Source organism: Rossellomorea sp. RS05 (assembly GCF_039822645.1).
Classification (GTDB): Bacteria; Bacillota; Bacilli; order Bacillales; family Bacillaceae_B; genus Rossellomorea; species Rossellomorea marisflavi_B.
The window spans coordinates 89,396-102,391 of sequence record NZ_JBDKWY010000004.1; the positions used below are offsets into that span (position 1 = coordinate 89,396).

The window sequence follows — 12,996 nt, forward strand, 5'->3', positions numbered from 1 at the left end:
CTAGATGGATCAACTAAAAGGCATCATGAACCTCATCCACCTATCCCAAAAGCTGAAAATGGAAATGCGACACAGCTGGCTGTCGGATGGGCGTCAGGAGAGTGTGGCGGAGCATACGTGGAGAGTATCCCTCATGGCCATCCTCGTGGAACCGTTTTTGGACCGGTCGGTTGAGATGGAAAAACTGTTGAAGATGATCATCATTCATGACCTGGTAGAGGCGGAAGCAGGCGATGTCCCGGCTTTTGATACGCTAGGGAATGCTGAATTGAAGGCATTGAAACAGGAGCGTGAGGAACAGGCAATCGAGAACATCCGGGACATGATTCCGGGAGAAGTAGGACTTGAGCTATACACGCTGTGGCATGAGTTCGAGGCAAAAGGGACGTACGAGGCAAAGGTGGCGAATGCTCTAGACAAGCTCGAGGTGCAGATCCAGCATAATGAGGCCGATCTTTCTACGTGGCTGGATGTCGAGGTGGACATGACCTACGCCATGGGAAGACATGTGGAGTTTGACAGCTTCCTGACGGAGTTGAAAGACCTCGTTGAAAAGGAAGGGCATGAGAAGATTCAAGGGCGTGTAAGGCAGTAATCTCCAAAGGTTGTGCATGTCAGCCTGATTGGAGTTGTCTTCCTTGGTTACATATGTAACCTATCGTTTTTCAGAAAAGAATAACCTAAAGACCATCGGGGTGTTTGGCGAAGATAACGAACAGTAAAAGAAGGCAGGGATCGGGTCCCTGCCTTCTCTTTGTTCTTATTTTGATACAACGGCAAATCGTTCGTTCTTATGTTTCGGTTGTTCTACTTCGTCAAGGAGTGCTGCGGCATAGTCGGCATAGCTGATGTAGCTCTGACCTTCTGCATTGACGATGAAGTGATCCTTACCGGTTTGGTACGTGCCGGTTTTGGAACCCTCAGGGTCGAAGAAGGCTGCCGGGCTGATGTAGGTCCAGTTGAGGCCTTCAGTGTTTTGCAGCTCTTTCAGGCTGAGGCTCGCATTGTAGGCAGTGGCATAATAGGCTTTCGGGAAGTCTGGTGTTTCCAAGAGTTGAACGGTTTTGTCTTCGTCCACAAACAGGCTTCCGGCTCCGCCGATGACAACGAGTCTCGTTCCCGGTGCATCTTTCAGTGCATTAGTAAGGACCCTGCCAGCTTCAATGTGGAGATGTTCTTTTCCTTCAGGCGCATTAAAGGCGTTCACTACGACGTCGAATCCTTTCAAGTCTTCACCTGTGAGTTCGAAGAGATCCTTTTCAACAATGTTCACGTTTGCGTTCACTTTTGACGCGCTGCGCACGATGGCGGTCACGTCATGGCCTCGTTGGATGGCTTCCTCTGTTATCAATGATCCTGCTTTTCCTGTTGCTCCGATGATGGCGATGTTCATGTTGCATTCCTCCTATTGTTTTGTAACTATTTCTGTTACAGGTTGTTTGAAAATAAATCCCGATGGATTCGGGAGAATGAGTTGTTCTAAATGTAACTATAAATGTTACAGGTTGATCTGTCAACCATAAAAAAATCACCTCTTATTGGAAGAGATGATTCATGATGTCCTTTAGCGTTTGTTCATTCAGTTCATTTTCCATGGCTGTCTGGACGCTTCTGAACGTTTCATCCAGTGTACCTTGGATCCGTTTGCCAACGGGGCACTTCGGGTTCGGTTTATCGTGGATGGAGAATAACTCTTTCTCCATATTCACGGCTTTATAGATATCAAGCAAGGTAATGTCCTTGAGGTCACGTGTCAGGTTGAAGCCTGGTACTCCGGCTTGGGACGTCAATAGTCCGGCTTTTTTCAGGTCACCGGATAGCCTCCTGATGACGACGGGATTCGTGGTGACGCTCTGGGCGATCTGATCGGATGATTGCTTCGGATCCATGGCCACTAGAGACATGATATGAATCGCGACCGATAAGCGGGTGTTAATCATGATCTCCCTCCTTCGTAACCATATTAGTTACAAATAGAGGGGTTGTCAAATGGCTCAGCTTATGAAGGGGATAGACAGGGGACGTAGGGAAAGGAGGAATCTGACCCGTGATTGAGAATACTATAGAAGAAAGGGGGGTGCGGATATGATGTTTTACCTCTATATGATCATCGGTATCCTATTGTTCGCTGCTCTGATCGACTACAGGAGAAGGCGGAATAACAATACAAAACATACGCGTCACAGTGACCCATCCACCAAAAAGGGAGAGAGCAGTAACTATCAGTCTGGTGAAGGCCGAGATTGGTGATGGAGATGATGAGCCGCACTTCCTTGCGGTGGTCAAAGCTGGAGGTGAAGAAATGACACCGCAAACCATGATGATAACGGGTGTGGCGGTAAGTGTGGCAATCCAATTGATCCTGCGCTATACAAAGCGCCCCTCCTATGAAGGGTTGATCCTGTTTTTAATCCTGATTTTCCTGTCAGCTGCCGGATGGGTGGTGGGATTTGCGATCGGGGGGTGGAAGGGAATGGGGTACAGTGCCCTTGCCATGATGGTGATGATGGCATCCATGGCAGGGCTTGTGACATCGTTCATATGGTCTTTATTGGTGAAAGAATGATGAAAACGTCATTCTTTTTTCACATTTTCGGCTAATTGAGAACTTTTTTCATTAAAGACATTGACGTTGATTCTTCTCTTGCTTATACTAAGGTGGTGATAATGATTATCACTTGCATCGTTAATAAGTGAAACACCACTATAAAACATACCATTCAGTCTTGGGGAGGAAATCAACATGATGAAGCTTCATACATATGCGAAGAAGGCAGCAGTGGCGGCAGCGTCCGTCATGGTCGTCGGTGCGTTGGCGGCATGTGGGAACGGCGGCGATAACGCGAAGGACGGCGATAAAGAAAAAGCGTTGACCATCTACAGCGGTCAGCACACGGAAGTGACCGAAGCGTTGACGAAGGAATTCACGAAGGAAACTGGAATTAAAGTGGACGTGCGTGAAGGATCCAGCAATGAGCTGGCTCATCAGGTTGCAGAAGAAGGAGACAAGTCTCCTGCCGATATCATCTTCACGGAAGAAACGGCTCCCCTTGTAATGTTGAGTGAGAAGGGACTTCTTGAGAAGATCGATTCCAAGGCCCTTGATAACATGGATGACCAATATGAAGATCCAGACGGTACTTGGGTCGGATTGCTTGCGCGTTCACGCGTCGTGGCATACAATCCCGATGTGGTGAAAGAAAGCGAACTGCCGAAGACGGTATTCGATTTCGCTAAGCCTGAATGGAAAGACAAAGTAGCCTACGTACCGACAAGCGGTGCGTTCACGAACCAGATCTCTGCCATGATCATGCTTTATGGTGAAGATGAAACAAAACAGTGGTTGGAAGGCTTGAAGAAATACGGCAAGCAATATAAGAACAACAAGATTGCCCTTGATGCAGTAGAAAAAGGCGATGTAGGCGCAGCCCTTATCAACAACTACTACTGGGACAATGAAGCAAAAGAAAAAGGCGCTGACAACATGAACTCCAAGCTCTATTACTTCGGTAATGGCGATATCGGGGATATGATTTCCCTATCCGGAGCAGGAATTGTCAAGTCAAGCTCTCATAAAGAAGAAGCACAGAAATTCATGGAGTTCGCCACTGAAGAAAAAGGACAGCAGGTATTGACGGATACAAGTTCACAGTATCCATTGAACTCTAGCGTGGACACGAAGGACATGAAACCTTTCTCAGAATTGAATCCGCCGAAAGAAGCACTTGACCTCGGGGAATATTCTGATGGTGAGCAGGCATTGGAACTTCTACAAGAAGTAGGGTTGCTCTAATGCCCCTGACCGGCATATGGAGGAAGAAGGAGCCGCAGCGAAAAAGAACGTCGCTGTTGCTCCTTTTACCTGTTTTTATCTTTATTTTTGTCGCGTGTCTACCTATCCTCTACATTATCCTCCGCGCGTATGAAGCCGGATGGGAGACATCGATCAACCTGATCTTCCGAGACCGTGTGTATGAGCTTCTGAAAAATACGCTTCTTCTGGACGTGTCGGTGACGGTGGCCTCCATGGTCATCGGTATCGCCACGGCCTGGTGCACGGAACGGACGAATCTATGGGGAAGACGCGTGTGGAACGTCCTCGTGACGATTCCGTTCGCCGTCCCCGCTTTTGTATCGAGTTACAGCTGGGTTTCCCTGAGCCCGATTTTTGAAGGATTCTTCGGTGCCTTCCTTGTCCTGACGCTATACAGCTATCCCTTGGTACACTTGCCGGTGGCTGCGGCACTGCGGGGGATGAATCCTTCCCTCGAGGAAGTGGCATTCTCGGCAGGATACGGACAGTGGAAGACCTTCTGGCTCGTCACGTTTCCGCAAATGCGGCCGGCACTGTTTGGTGGGGCGCTCCTGATTGCCCTTCACACGCTTGCGGAATTCGGGGCTCTGTCCCTGCTCCGTTTTGATACGTTTACGACGGCGATCTATGATCAGTACACGATGGCCTTCAACGGGGCATCTGCTGCGATGCTGACGACGGTCCTCCTGTTCTTGTGCCTCGTCTTCATCGGAGTGGAGCTCTACGTCCGTGGGAAGGCTAAATATACGTCTGTAGGAAGAGGAGTCTCACGTGCGAGAGAGCAGGTGAGTCTCGGGTTGGCAGCACCGTTCGTCCAACTGGGGTTCCTCGCGTTGACGGTACTCGCCGTCGGGATTCCCCTCGGACGTCTTGGGTATTGGTTGGTAACCGGAAGCTCGGCAAGCTTCGAGCCTGCTGAATTGGTAGGCAATCTGTTCACCACCTTGTCCTACGGGTTGGGAGGGGCCGTGGTGACGGTGATCATCGCGCTGCCTCTCGTCATGCTGTCGCTCCGCCACCGGGGGCCGCTGTCGGTCATGGCCGAGCGTGTCCCATATGTGGTCCACAGTCTGCCTGGTCTTGTCATCGGCTTGACCCTTGTGTTCTTCGCCATCCGCTATATGAGCGGGATCTACCAGACATCGGCTCTGCTAATCATCGCATATGTAATCCTGTTCGTCCCCCTTGCCCAGTCATCGATCCGTGCCTCGTATGAGCAGGCGCCAGAGCGGGTCGAAGAGGTGGCGAGGTCACTCGGTAGAAGGCCGATGAGTGTCTTCTTCACCGTGACCCTGCCCTTGATCATCCCGGGCATCGGGGCGGCAATGGCCCTTGTTTGTTTGAAAATCATGAATGAATTGACGGCGACGCTGCTGCTCCGTCCGACGGGTGTCGATACGCTCGCCATCAGGGTGTGGCAGCACACGGCGAACTCCGAGTTTGCCGCAGCTGCCCCCTATGCCGCCCTGCTGATCCTGATCTCGGGCGTGCCGGTCTATGTCCTGACCATGCGATCATTTTCCAGTAAGAGGAGTGAAAGAGTATGAAGGCCTTGACGATTAAAGAGTTATCAAAGAACTTTGATGGAGTGAAAGTATTGGAGAATGTCTCCTTCGACTTGCAGAAGGGGCAGATGCTCGCCGTTCTCGGACCATCGGGGTGCGGGAAGACGACCCTTCTCCGTAGCATCGCAGGATTCGAAATCCCTGCATCGGGTGAAATCGAGATCTCGGGCGTGAAGGCTTTCGGTGAACGCCTCTATCTCTCCCCGGAAAAGCGCAAGATCGGCTATGTACCGCAGGAAGGCGCACTCTTCCCACATTTGACGGTGGAACAGAACGTCGCCTTCGGACTGCCGAGGAAGATGAAACGCACCGGCCGTGTCCTCGATATGCTGGAGCTAGTCGGCATGCAAGGGTTTGAAAAGCGCATGCCCCATGAACTGTCCGGCGGGCAGCAGCAGCGTGTGGCCCTGGCGCGCGCCCTTGCTCCCGGTCCATCCCTGATCCTCTTGGATGAACCGTTCAGCGCACTGGATACAGGCTTACGTGCTAAGCTCCGTGATGATATCAAGCACGCCCTCGAACAGTCGAACGCGACGTCGATCATGGTGACCCATGATCAGGAAGAAGCCTTCTCCATGGCTGATGTGATTGCGGTCATGAGAGACGGAGAGCTTGTCCAAATCGCCAATCCGGATGATGTCTATACAAAACCGAAAGACTTGAAGGTGGCCACCTTCGTTGGGGAAGCCGTGCTCCTCAATGGACGGATCAGCGGAGAATGCGTCGACTGTCCGCTCGGCATGCTGCCATGTCATAAGCCTTCCGGTTGCGCCGAACAAGTCACGGTCATGATCCGTCCGGAACAGCTGAGCGTAGGGCCAATCGAAAGCGGAATCCAAGCGAAGGTCATGAAGACGACCTACTTCGGACACGATTCCCTGATTGAACTTCTCATCGATGAGAACGGCCAGGCGACTTCAGCTTCCATCCGTGTCCTCGGAAGACCTCAGGTCAAAGTAGGGGACACCGTCGGCTTGAAGGTGGACGGGGATGTCGTGATCTACTGAATGAATGTTGAAGCAAAGCTCTATTCCAATCGCTGGAATGGAGCTTTTTTTCGTATATAGGAGGAAATGGCGGGAGTTCAGCGAATAGGTGATAGATGATCCTAGAAGAAAGAAGGAACAGCAGATGACCATCTCCATATTGAATGAACACGATGCAAAGGCGTACCAGGAGCTGCGCCTGCAGGCACTTCAAACCAATCCCGAAGCATTCGGCTCAACCTATGAACGGGAGGCTGCCTTTCCCCTCTCTTTTATACAAGAGCGATTGACACCATCGGAAGGCAAATTCACCATGGGCGCCTGGGTGGATGGTGATCTTGTCGGCATGGCCACCTTCGTCAGGGAAACAAGTCCAAAAATGGCCCACAAGGGAAACATCTTCGGCATGTTCGTCTCACCGGACATGCGCGGGAAGGCTGTGGGAAGATCGCTTTTAGAAGAACTATTGCAGCATATAAAAGGGTTCGACGGGCTCGAACAGATCAACCTCACCGTCGTTTCCGATAATGAACCTGCGAAGCGCCTGTATACAAGCCTTGGATTTACCGTGTTCGGCGTCGAGAAACACGGATTGAAGTTTGATGGGTGCTATTATGACGAGGATTGGATGGTATTGAGGCTGTAAGTGAAAGGGGCAGGGACCGTCCCTTTTTTTTCGTGGAATTAATTATTTGACTAAATCAATTATTGATTATATCATATACGTATAGTTGACTTTATCAAATAAAAGGAGGGGATAACCATGACTATCAACCACGGCGGTGACCTTAGTGAAGACTATTTCATTGCGTATATATCGCTAATCATGAACAGCAGAGGCACCACGTTGGAGGAAGCGAAGGCGTTCACCTTCCAACGCTTGTTCCAGAACGATGAAGGGACGCTTGGTGATCGTTCACATAAGAGTTTCATGCGGGCATATGAGCGAATGGCACAGGGGGCTGTTGGTGCGTAACGTCGGTATTACATCTGATTTTGATTGAAAAGACAAGCCAGGACCAGTACAGTAAAAGAAACAAACGGGCATCCGTGAGAGCATGAGAGGAGAAAGAAGATGTATATCCCCAAGCACTTTCAGTTGAATGACGAAGCAAAAATCTTTCAGTTAATAAAGGAAAACGGCTTCGCCATCCTCTTCTCCCAGCATCAAGGCTCCCCGTGGGCGACTCATCTCCCGCTGATGGTGGACCGGCGCGACCGTGTACTCTACGGACATATGGCGCGACCGAATGGTCAGTGGAAGGATGGGCAAGGACAGGAAGTATTGGCCGTCTTCCAGGGGGCACATGCTTACGTCTCGCCGACCTGGTATGAATCCGATCAGGAGGTGCCGACGTGGAACTACGAGGCCGCCCACGTATACGGCAAGCTGGAGATCATGGAAGACAGCGAGGAAATACTGGACTCACTGCAGCGACTGGTCAATCAGTATGAAGGGACAGAAAGCGCGTATTCCCTGGATCAGGTTGCCTCAGACAAGCTCAATGGACTGCAGAGAGGGATCGTAGCCTTCAGGATCCCGATTTCCAGGATGGAAGGAAAAGCGAAATTCAGCCAGCATCATCCTGAGGAAAGACGTCGATCCGTCGCCAGTGAGTTACGGCGGACCGGTCGGGAAGGGGATGCTTTGGTAGCACAACGAATGGAAAAAGGGTTGGACCATTGAATCATTTTCCAGAAATCATGATGATTTTTTCCTCTAAAGGGTAACACTGTAGGTGAAAACCTTTTAGAAAGAGGGATGATCATGAAGAAATACATACTGGTAATCGGAGCCGCGGCTCTATTGGCACTCGCGGGATGCGGCAATAGCCCGGACAGTCAGTCGGACAAAAAGGAATCCCATGACGAGCATGCGGATATGAATCATTCAGGTTCGGCCGAGATGCCTGAAGGACTTGAAGAAGCGGCAAACCCTGAATTCGAGACTGGAAGCAAAGTCACCATCAAGGCGGATCACATGAAGGGCATGGACGGGGCAGAAGGCATGGTCACCGGTGCCTATGATACCACTGCCTACGTCATCGACTATAAGCCGGCCGATGGAGGAGAAGAAGTGAAGGATCACAAGTGGGTGATTCAAGAAGAAATCAAAGACGCAGGGGATGAAGAACTCAAACCCGGCACCGAGGTCACCCTGGAAGCCGATCATATGAAAGGCATGAAAAATGCCAAAGCCACCATCGTGTCTGCAGAAAAAACGACGGTGTACACGGTCGACTACCAGCCGACAGACGGCGGGGATATGGTGAAGAATCATAAGTGGGTCGTGGAAAGTGAATTGGAGTCTGAATAAGGATGTGTGAGCCGGCATGGATGTGCCGGTTTTTTTGAAAATTACATGACATACAAAAAGGGTTTTTCATTCTGGTATGGAAGGGTATAGAAAAGGGTGAACTACCCTGATGTCTACGATCATTGGAGGGATTCGATGGAGAAGCATCCAAAAAAAGAGGCCGGAAAAATCCAACATGAAGATAGACACACGAAAAGAAGGAAATGGATAGTGGGCAGTGATGTCCAAGTTGTGATCCTCGCCGTGATTTTTTTGGGAATGATGATTTTTCAGTTGGTGGAATAATTCATAATCAACAGGAAGCACACCTACCTTACCATAGTGAGTATCGATCCATTTGAATTACTAAAGAGGAAGAGTCGTTCCAAAGGGGATGACTTTTTTATTTTGACCAAAAATGAAACTTTTTCCATCCTCGCCCGTCTTTACCGTAAATGGTCTAAGAAAGAAACGAGGTGACCTTGTTGGATGAGGGGTACAGGAAGCAGAAAATACGTGAATGGTACGTGGAATATAGCGACGTAATTTTCCGGTATATCGTACTGATGATCGGGGACCGCGAGCAGGCAAAGGATCTGACGCATGATACGTTTCTGAAAGCATTTCATCGATTGGAGGCGTTTCAGGGGGAAATGAGCGATAAGAATTGGCTGTATCGAATCGCCCGGAATGCCACGATTGATTTCATACGGAAGAAGAAGCCCCTTCACTATGTGACGGAGATGTTCACAGGGGTGGGTGGTGCCACTCCGGAGGACATTGTGGAAGCTGGGGAGGAAGAACGCATGGTATACGATGCAATGAGCCGGTTGAAGCGCTCGTATCGGGAGGTTCTCTTACTGAGGAAGATCAAGGGCCTGTCAATCCGTGAGACAGCAGATGTGCTCGGGTGGAAGGAGAGCAAGGTGAAGACGACGCTCTCAAGGGCGTTGCAGGCAATGAAAGCTCAGTTGGAAAAGGAGGGGTACCATCGTGAGTGAAGGGAATGAAAACATTCGCTTTCCATCCTATGAACCTGTCTCCATGAAGCAGGGAGAGAAGGAGGACGTTTACGCAAGATTGGTGGAAAGTATGGAGGAAAAGGGCAGGAAGAAGCAACGCTTGGTCCCAACATTGCTGACTGCACTCCTAGCAGCACTGTTTATCCTCGCCGGGGGAAACCTTCTGCTCAACACCGTGATGACAGATCAAACCGCTTCCCGGGAAGGAGAGGTCAAAGAGGTGCTGGAGAGAATCTTCACAGGACCGGATGATGAGCTGGCAAGCCTGATGGAGCAAGAGGATAGGTATATTGAAGAAGGAAACAGCGAGGAGTATTTTGACCTGTTCCTCTCGTATTACAAGGATCTCTTTCGACCCTATATGTCCCCTGATACCATAGAGCAATATGTGAATGAAGGGAAAATCACTTTCCCTTATTACGCCTACTCAAGCGGATATAAATTGAAAGATGAGAAAATTGTCGTGAAGGAAAATGAAACAGTGCAGGGTTCATTTACGTTTACAGTTAAGGTCGTCTATAGTAGAGACGGTGATGAAAGAGGAACGGTAGATCTATCAGGCGATATCACTGTAAACGATCAAGGGTTGGTAGAGAGTATCAGATTCAGGGACAAGGGGGTAGGGGAGTTAATGGAAAAGGTAAGATGATCTTCCTTTTACCCTAGCGACAAAAAAGAACATCCCTATGAAGGATCTCGCTTTTACCATTTTTATACAAAAATGGTATGATAAATGAAATAGTAAAGAAGAATAGGGTGGTTGTATGCATGGGAAGTTGAAAAGTTTAGTGGTGTTGGTTTTTAGTTTAGTAGCAGGAATCTGGATCTACATGGAGTATTTCTTGAATATGCTGCCCCGGTTCTTTCCCAATATGGAGAATATTGAGAAGACGATTCTCTCCATGGCGATTGTCGTGCTGACAATCTATGTTCTTCTGAAATTGGTCTTGGGCATGGCTACGAAATGGGATCGGTACGCTCTGTTGCTGGCCTACTTTACGGTCCTGATCTTCGGTCTGTTGAGGCCGGATGGGCAGTATAGCGTCGGGACGGGTGATGTGTCATGGAATCCCATTGCTTTCTTGTCTGACATACAAGGGGACCCGGCCTCACAATGGGTCATGGTGATCAACCTGAACATCTTTGTTCCTATGTATTTTCTTCTCGCAGTTTCCAATGTGTTCAAGGGCTTTAAGGGGCGGTTTTTATTGTTCCAAGGGGTTGCCTGGACGTTGGAGTGGATGCAACACATACTTAATGTCGGACAGTTTGATCTGTCCGATCTGCTTTTGTACACGGTCGGCTTCTTGATTGGATATGGGATAGCCTTCCCTATCCTGAAAGTGGGGATTGGGAGGTATCCAGTGGAAGTGGTTCGGTACAGGTCAATGGGAAGGGGATAATGACCAACAAGGAGGAGAGAAAGATGAGTAGTTCAAAACTAGTATTTGCGCCCCTTAGCTATACAGGGTGGGGATCGTTGGAGAACGTACTTCCTGAAGTGAGGAGGGCGGAGGCAAAGAGGATCCTCATTGTCACGGATCCGCAACTGGTCGAAATCGGGTTGACCCGGAATGTCACGGTACCCCTTGAGGAAGAGGGATTCGACATCACCTTGTATACAGAAGTGGTACCTGAGCCCCCGCTCTCTGTAGGGGAACAACTGGTGGCATTCACGAGGGAAGGAGGTTTCGACCTGGTGATTGGCATGGGAGGCGGCAGTGCTCTCGACCTGGCCAAGATGACCGCTGTCCTGTCTCAGCAGGAAGGGCGTGTAGAGGATTATCTGAATCTATCAGGCACGAAGGAAATCCAAGTGAAGGGACTTCCGAAGATCCTCATTCCGACCACAGCGGGAACCGGTTCGGAAGTGACCAATATTGCCGTCCTCTCTTTAGATTCCACGAAGGATGTCGTGACCCATGACAACCTATTGGCGGACGTTGCCATCATTGATCCCAAACTCACGCTGACGGTGCCACCAAAGGTGACGGCGGCCACAGGGATCGACGCCCTGACTCATGCTGTCGAGGCATATGTCTCGATCAATGCAAACCCGACAACGGACGCCCTGGCCCTGCACGCAATCAAGTTGATTGCCGGATCCATTCGTACGGCTGTGAAGGATGGTTCCGATCGGCAGGCACGCATTGATATGAGCTACGGAAGCTATATTGCGGGTCTTGCCTTCTTCAATGCAGGCGTAGCAGGTGTCCATGCCCTCGCCTATCCCCTTGGTGGTCAGTTCCACATTTCCCACGGAGAATCCAATGCCGTCCTTCTTCCTTATGTGATGGGGTATATCCGGAAGAGCAGTGAAGGGAGGATGGCAGATATCCTGGAAGCATTGAATGGAAAATCTACCGACCTTTCAGTTGAGGAAGCATCTAAACAGTGTGTGAAAGAGTTGGTTGAAATTGTTAGGGATGTCGGTATCCCACAAAGCTTATCCCAGTTTGATATTCCCGAATCAGCCCTTGAAGAGCTGACAAAGGACGGTGTGAAACAGAAGAGACTGTTAGCAAGAAGTCCGATGGAGCTGGATGCAGCGGATATCCACAAGATTTATCAAGCGGCTTATGATGGAGAAGTCGTGGAAGGGAAAGAACAATAATGTGAAAGAGGCGGGATATCATAAACGATTTGCGGAGAGAGTACAAAGAACTGGATGCTTACTACAATCAGAAGAAATCGAAGGTTGATCACTTATTGTTCATGCTGGAGAAGAACGGATTGTTCATCTTCTTGTTGTATGTTCCATTCTGGCTTTTCTTCAAAGGTTTCGGCTTTCTGTTTAGGTGGATCAACAGGCGGTTCAAGAAGAGATGACCGAATGTATCCAAGCATTAAAGCCGGCATCGGGATGCCGGCTCATTTTTATATCAGCGTCATCTGCCATGATACCCCGAATCTATCATTGACCCAGCCAAACTTCTGGCTGAATCCATAGCCTCCAAGTGGCATAAGGGCACTTCCGCCGTCGAGAAGCTTCTCGTAAACGTGATCGATCTCTTCTTCACTGCTGCACTCCAAGAAGATTGAAAAGGCAGGGGTGAAGGTGAAGCCATGCTTGATATGGCTGTCGATGCACATGAACTCCTGACCCTTGATGGTGAAAGTGGCCGTCATGACGGTCCCTTCCTCACCGGGCCCATCAGCTCCGTAGCGGTTGATACTTGTGATCTCTGAATCTTCAATGAGGGACGTGTAGAACGTCATGGCTTCTTCGGCGTCGGCGTTTTGGAACATAAGGAACGGGGTGGCTTTTTTCATGGAAATCCTCCTAGTGGGTGAGTCATGAATCTAACGTTAT

19 protein-coding genes are annotated in these 12,996 nt (G+C 49.7%); 16 read left to right on the forward strand and 3 right to left on the reverse strand.

Annotated elements, in window-relative coordinates; translation table 11 throughout:
* Positions 1 to 4: 4 nt before the first annotated feature.
* Positions 5 to 595 carry an HD domain-containing protein gene (locus ABJ225_RS12320; RefSeq protein WP_347320442.1) on the forward strand — a complete coding sequence of 197 codons (591 nt, stop codon included), beginning with the start codon at positions 5 to 7 and terminating at the stop codon, positions 593 to 595.
* Positions 596 to 760: 165 nt separating this feature from the next.
* Here ABJ225_RS12320 and ABJ225_RS12325 read toward each other — a convergent pair whose 3' ends face one another.
* Together ABJ225_RS12325 and ABJ225_RS12330 are read right to left on the reverse strand one after the other, a co-directional pair.
* Complete coding sequence (locus tag ABJ225_RS12325; protein WP_347320444.1) at positions 761 to 1,393, reverse strand: NAD(P)-dependent oxidoreductase; 633 nt, start codon at positions 1,391 to 1,393, stop codon at positions 761 to 763.
* Positions 1,394 to 1,535: 142 nt separating this feature from the next.
* Positions 1,536 to 1,940, reverse strand: coding sequence for an Rrf2 family transcriptional regulator (locus ABJ225_RS12330; RefSeq protein ID WP_347320446.1), 405 nt, complete (start codon positions 1,938 to 1,940; stop codon positions 1,536 to 1,538).
* Between the two features lie 145 nt (positions 1,941 to 2,085).
* Here ABJ225_RS12330 and ABJ225_RS12335 point away from each other — a divergent pair, with 145 nt between their 5' ends.
* The 15 genes from ABJ225_RS12335 (at position 2,086) to ABJ225_RS12405 (ending at position 12,512) form a co-directional block, all read left to right on the forward strand.
* Positions 2,086 to 2,250, forward strand: coding sequence for a hypothetical protein (locus ABJ225_RS12335; RefSeq protein WP_164468446.1), 165 nt, complete (start codon positions 2,086 to 2,088; stop codon positions 2,248 to 2,250).
* A complete protein-coding gene (locus tag ABJ225_RS12340) occupies positions 2,231 to 2,566 on the forward strand; it encodes a YesK family protein (RefSeq protein ID WP_056533303.1) in 336 nt (111 codons plus the stop codon). Before ABJ225_RS12335 ends, ABJ225_RS12340 begins: the two co-directional genes overlap by 20 nt.
* Positions 2,567 to 2,743: 177 nt before the next feature.
* On the forward strand, positions 2,744 to 3,793 hold the full coding sequence (locus ABJ225_RS12345) for an extracellular solute-binding protein (RefSeq protein WP_347320449.1): 1,050 nt from the start codon (positions 2,744 to 2,746) through the stop codon (positions 3,791 to 3,793).
* A 56-nt stretch (positions 3,794 to 3,849) separates the two neighbouring features.
* Entirely contained in the window at positions 3,850 to 5,361 is a 1,512-nt protein-coding gene (locus ABJ225_RS12350; RefSeq protein WP_347320451.1) for an ABC transporter permease, read from the forward strand.
* Positions 5,358 to 6,386: an ABC transporter ATP-binding protein gene (locus ABJ225_RS12355; protein ID WP_290031492.1), complete on the forward strand. Its 1,029-nt coding sequence runs from the start codon at positions 5,358 to 5,360 to the stop codon at positions 6,384 to 6,386. The genes ABJ225_RS12350 and ABJ225_RS12355 overlap by 4 nt, the downstream gene beginning before the upstream one ends.
* Before the next feature lie 88 nt (positions 6,387 to 6,474).
* The gene (locus ABJ225_RS12360) at positions 6,475 to 7,011 is read left to right on the forward strand and encodes a GNAT family N-acetyltransferase (RefSeq protein ID WP_347320453.1); all 537 of its coding nucleotides are present in this window, start codon (positions 6,475 to 6,477) and stop codon (positions 7,009 to 7,011) included.
* 117 nt (positions 7,012 to 7,128) lie between these two features.
* Entirely contained in the window at positions 7,129 to 7,341 is a 213-nt protein-coding gene (locus tag ABJ225_RS12365; RefSeq protein WP_148796943.1) for a hypothetical protein, read from the forward strand.
* Between the two features lie 99 nt (positions 7,342 to 7,440).
* Positions 7,441 to 8,052, forward strand: coding sequence for an FMN-binding negative transcriptional regulator (locus tag ABJ225_RS12370; protein WP_347320455.1), 612 nt, complete (start codon positions 7,441 to 7,443; stop codon positions 8,050 to 8,052).
* A gap of 81 nt (positions 8,053 to 8,133) precedes the next feature.
* Entirely contained in the window at positions 8,134 to 8,682 is a 549-nt protein-coding gene (locus tag ABJ225_RS12375) for a YdhK family protein (RefSeq protein ID WP_347320457.1), read from the forward strand.
* Between the two features lie 135 nt (positions 8,683 to 8,817).
* The gene (locus ABJ225_RS12380; RefSeq protein WP_347320459.1) at positions 8,818 to 8,967 is read left to right on the forward strand and encodes a hypothetical protein; all 150 of its coding nucleotides are present in this window, start codon (positions 8,818 to 8,820) and stop codon (positions 8,965 to 8,967) included.
* Positions 8,968 to 9,146: 179 nt separating this feature from the next.
* On the forward strand, positions 9,147 to 9,662 hold the full coding sequence (locus ABJ225_RS12385; protein WP_218245641.1) for an RNA polymerase sigma factor: 516 nt from the start codon (positions 9,147 to 9,149) through the stop codon (positions 9,660 to 9,662).
* Positions 9,655 to 10,332, forward strand: a complete 678-nt coding sequence (locus tag ABJ225_RS12390; protein ID WP_218245291.1) for a hypothetical protein — start codon at positions 9,655 to 9,657, stop codon at positions 10,330 to 10,332. The genes ABJ225_RS12385 and ABJ225_RS12390 overlap by 8 nt, the downstream gene beginning before the upstream one ends.
* A 127-nt stretch (positions 10,333 to 10,459) precedes the next feature.
* Positions 10,460 to 11,086 (forward strand): VanZ family protein, encoded by a 627-nt coding sequence (locus ABJ225_RS12395; protein ID WP_347320461.1) that lies wholly within the window; start codon positions 10,460 to 10,462, stop codon positions 11,084 to 11,086.
* A gap of 23 nt (positions 11,087 to 11,109) precedes the next feature.
* Positions 11,110 to 12,297 (forward strand): iron-containing alcohol dehydrogenase, encoded by a 1,188-nt coding sequence (locus ABJ225_RS12400; RefSeq protein ID WP_347320463.1) that lies wholly within the window; start codon positions 11,110 to 11,112, stop codon positions 12,295 to 12,297.
* Positions 12,298 to 12,326: 29 nt separating this feature from the next.
* A complete protein-coding gene (locus ABJ225_RS12405) occupies positions 12,327 to 12,512 on the forward strand; it encodes a hypothetical protein (RefSeq protein ID WP_347320465.1) in 186 nt (61 codons plus the stop codon).
* Positions 12,513 to 12,560: 48 nt separating this feature from the next.
* Here ABJ225_RS12405 and ABJ225_RS12410 read toward each other — a convergent pair whose 3' ends face one another.
* The gene (locus tag ABJ225_RS12410) at positions 12,561 to 12,956 is read right to left on the reverse strand and encodes a VOC family protein (RefSeq protein ID WP_148796933.1); all 396 of its coding nucleotides are present in this window, start codon (positions 12,954 to 12,956) and stop codon (positions 12,561 to 12,563) included.
* Between the last annotated feature and the right edge of the window lie 40 nt (positions 12,957 to 12,996).

What these genes read in the sequence shown, in the direction of transcription:
- ABJ225_RS12320 (WP_347320442.1), top strand. Translation starts at nt 5, where the DNA reads ATGGATCAACTAAAAGGCATCATGAACCTCATCCACCTATCCCAAAAG.
- ABJ225_RS12325 (WP_347320444.1), bottom strand. Translation starts at nt 1,393, where the DNA reads ATGAACATCGCCATCATCGGAGCAACAGGAAAAGCAGGATCATTGATA.
- ABJ225_RS12330 (WP_347320446.1), bottom strand. Translation starts at nt 1,940, where the DNA reads ATGATTAACACCCGCTTATCGGTCGCGATTCATATCATGTCTCTAGTG.
- ABJ225_RS12335 (WP_164468446.1), top strand. Translation starts at nt 2,086, where the DNA reads ATGATGTTTTACCTCTATATGATCATCGGTATCCTATTGTTCGCTGCT.
- ABJ225_RS12345 (WP_347320449.1), top strand. Translation starts at nt 2,744, where the DNA reads ATGATGAAGCTTCATACATATGCGAAGAAGGCAGCAGTGGCGGCAGCG.
- ABJ225_RS12355 (WP_290031492.1), top strand. Translation starts at nt 5,358, where the DNA reads ATGAAGGCCTTGACGATTAAAGAGTTATCAAAGAACTTTGATGGAGTG.
- ABJ225_RS12365 (WP_148796943.1), top strand. Translation starts at nt 7,129, where the DNA reads ATGACTATCAACCACGGCGGTGACCTTAGTGAAGACTATTTCATTGCG.
- ABJ225_RS12370 (WP_347320455.1), top strand. Translation starts at nt 7,441, where the DNA reads ATGTATATCCCCAAGCACTTTCAGTTGAATGACGAAGCAAAAATCTTT.
- ABJ225_RS12375 (WP_347320457.1), top strand. Translation starts at nt 8,134, where the DNA reads ATGAAGAAATACATACTGGTAATCGGAGCCGCGGCTCTATTGGCACTC.
- ABJ225_RS12380 (WP_347320459.1), top strand. Translation starts at nt 8,818, where the DNA reads ATGGAGAAGCATCCAAAAAAAGAGGCCGGAAAAATCCAACATGAAGAT.
- ABJ225_RS12400 (WP_347320463.1), top strand. Translation starts at nt 11,110, where the DNA reads ATGAGTAGTTCAAAACTAGTATTTGCGCCCCTTAGCTATACAGGGTGG.
- ABJ225_RS12410 (WP_148796933.1), bottom strand. Translation starts at nt 12,956, where the DNA reads ATGAAAAAAGCCACCCCGTTCCTTATGTTCCAAAACGCCGACGCCGAA.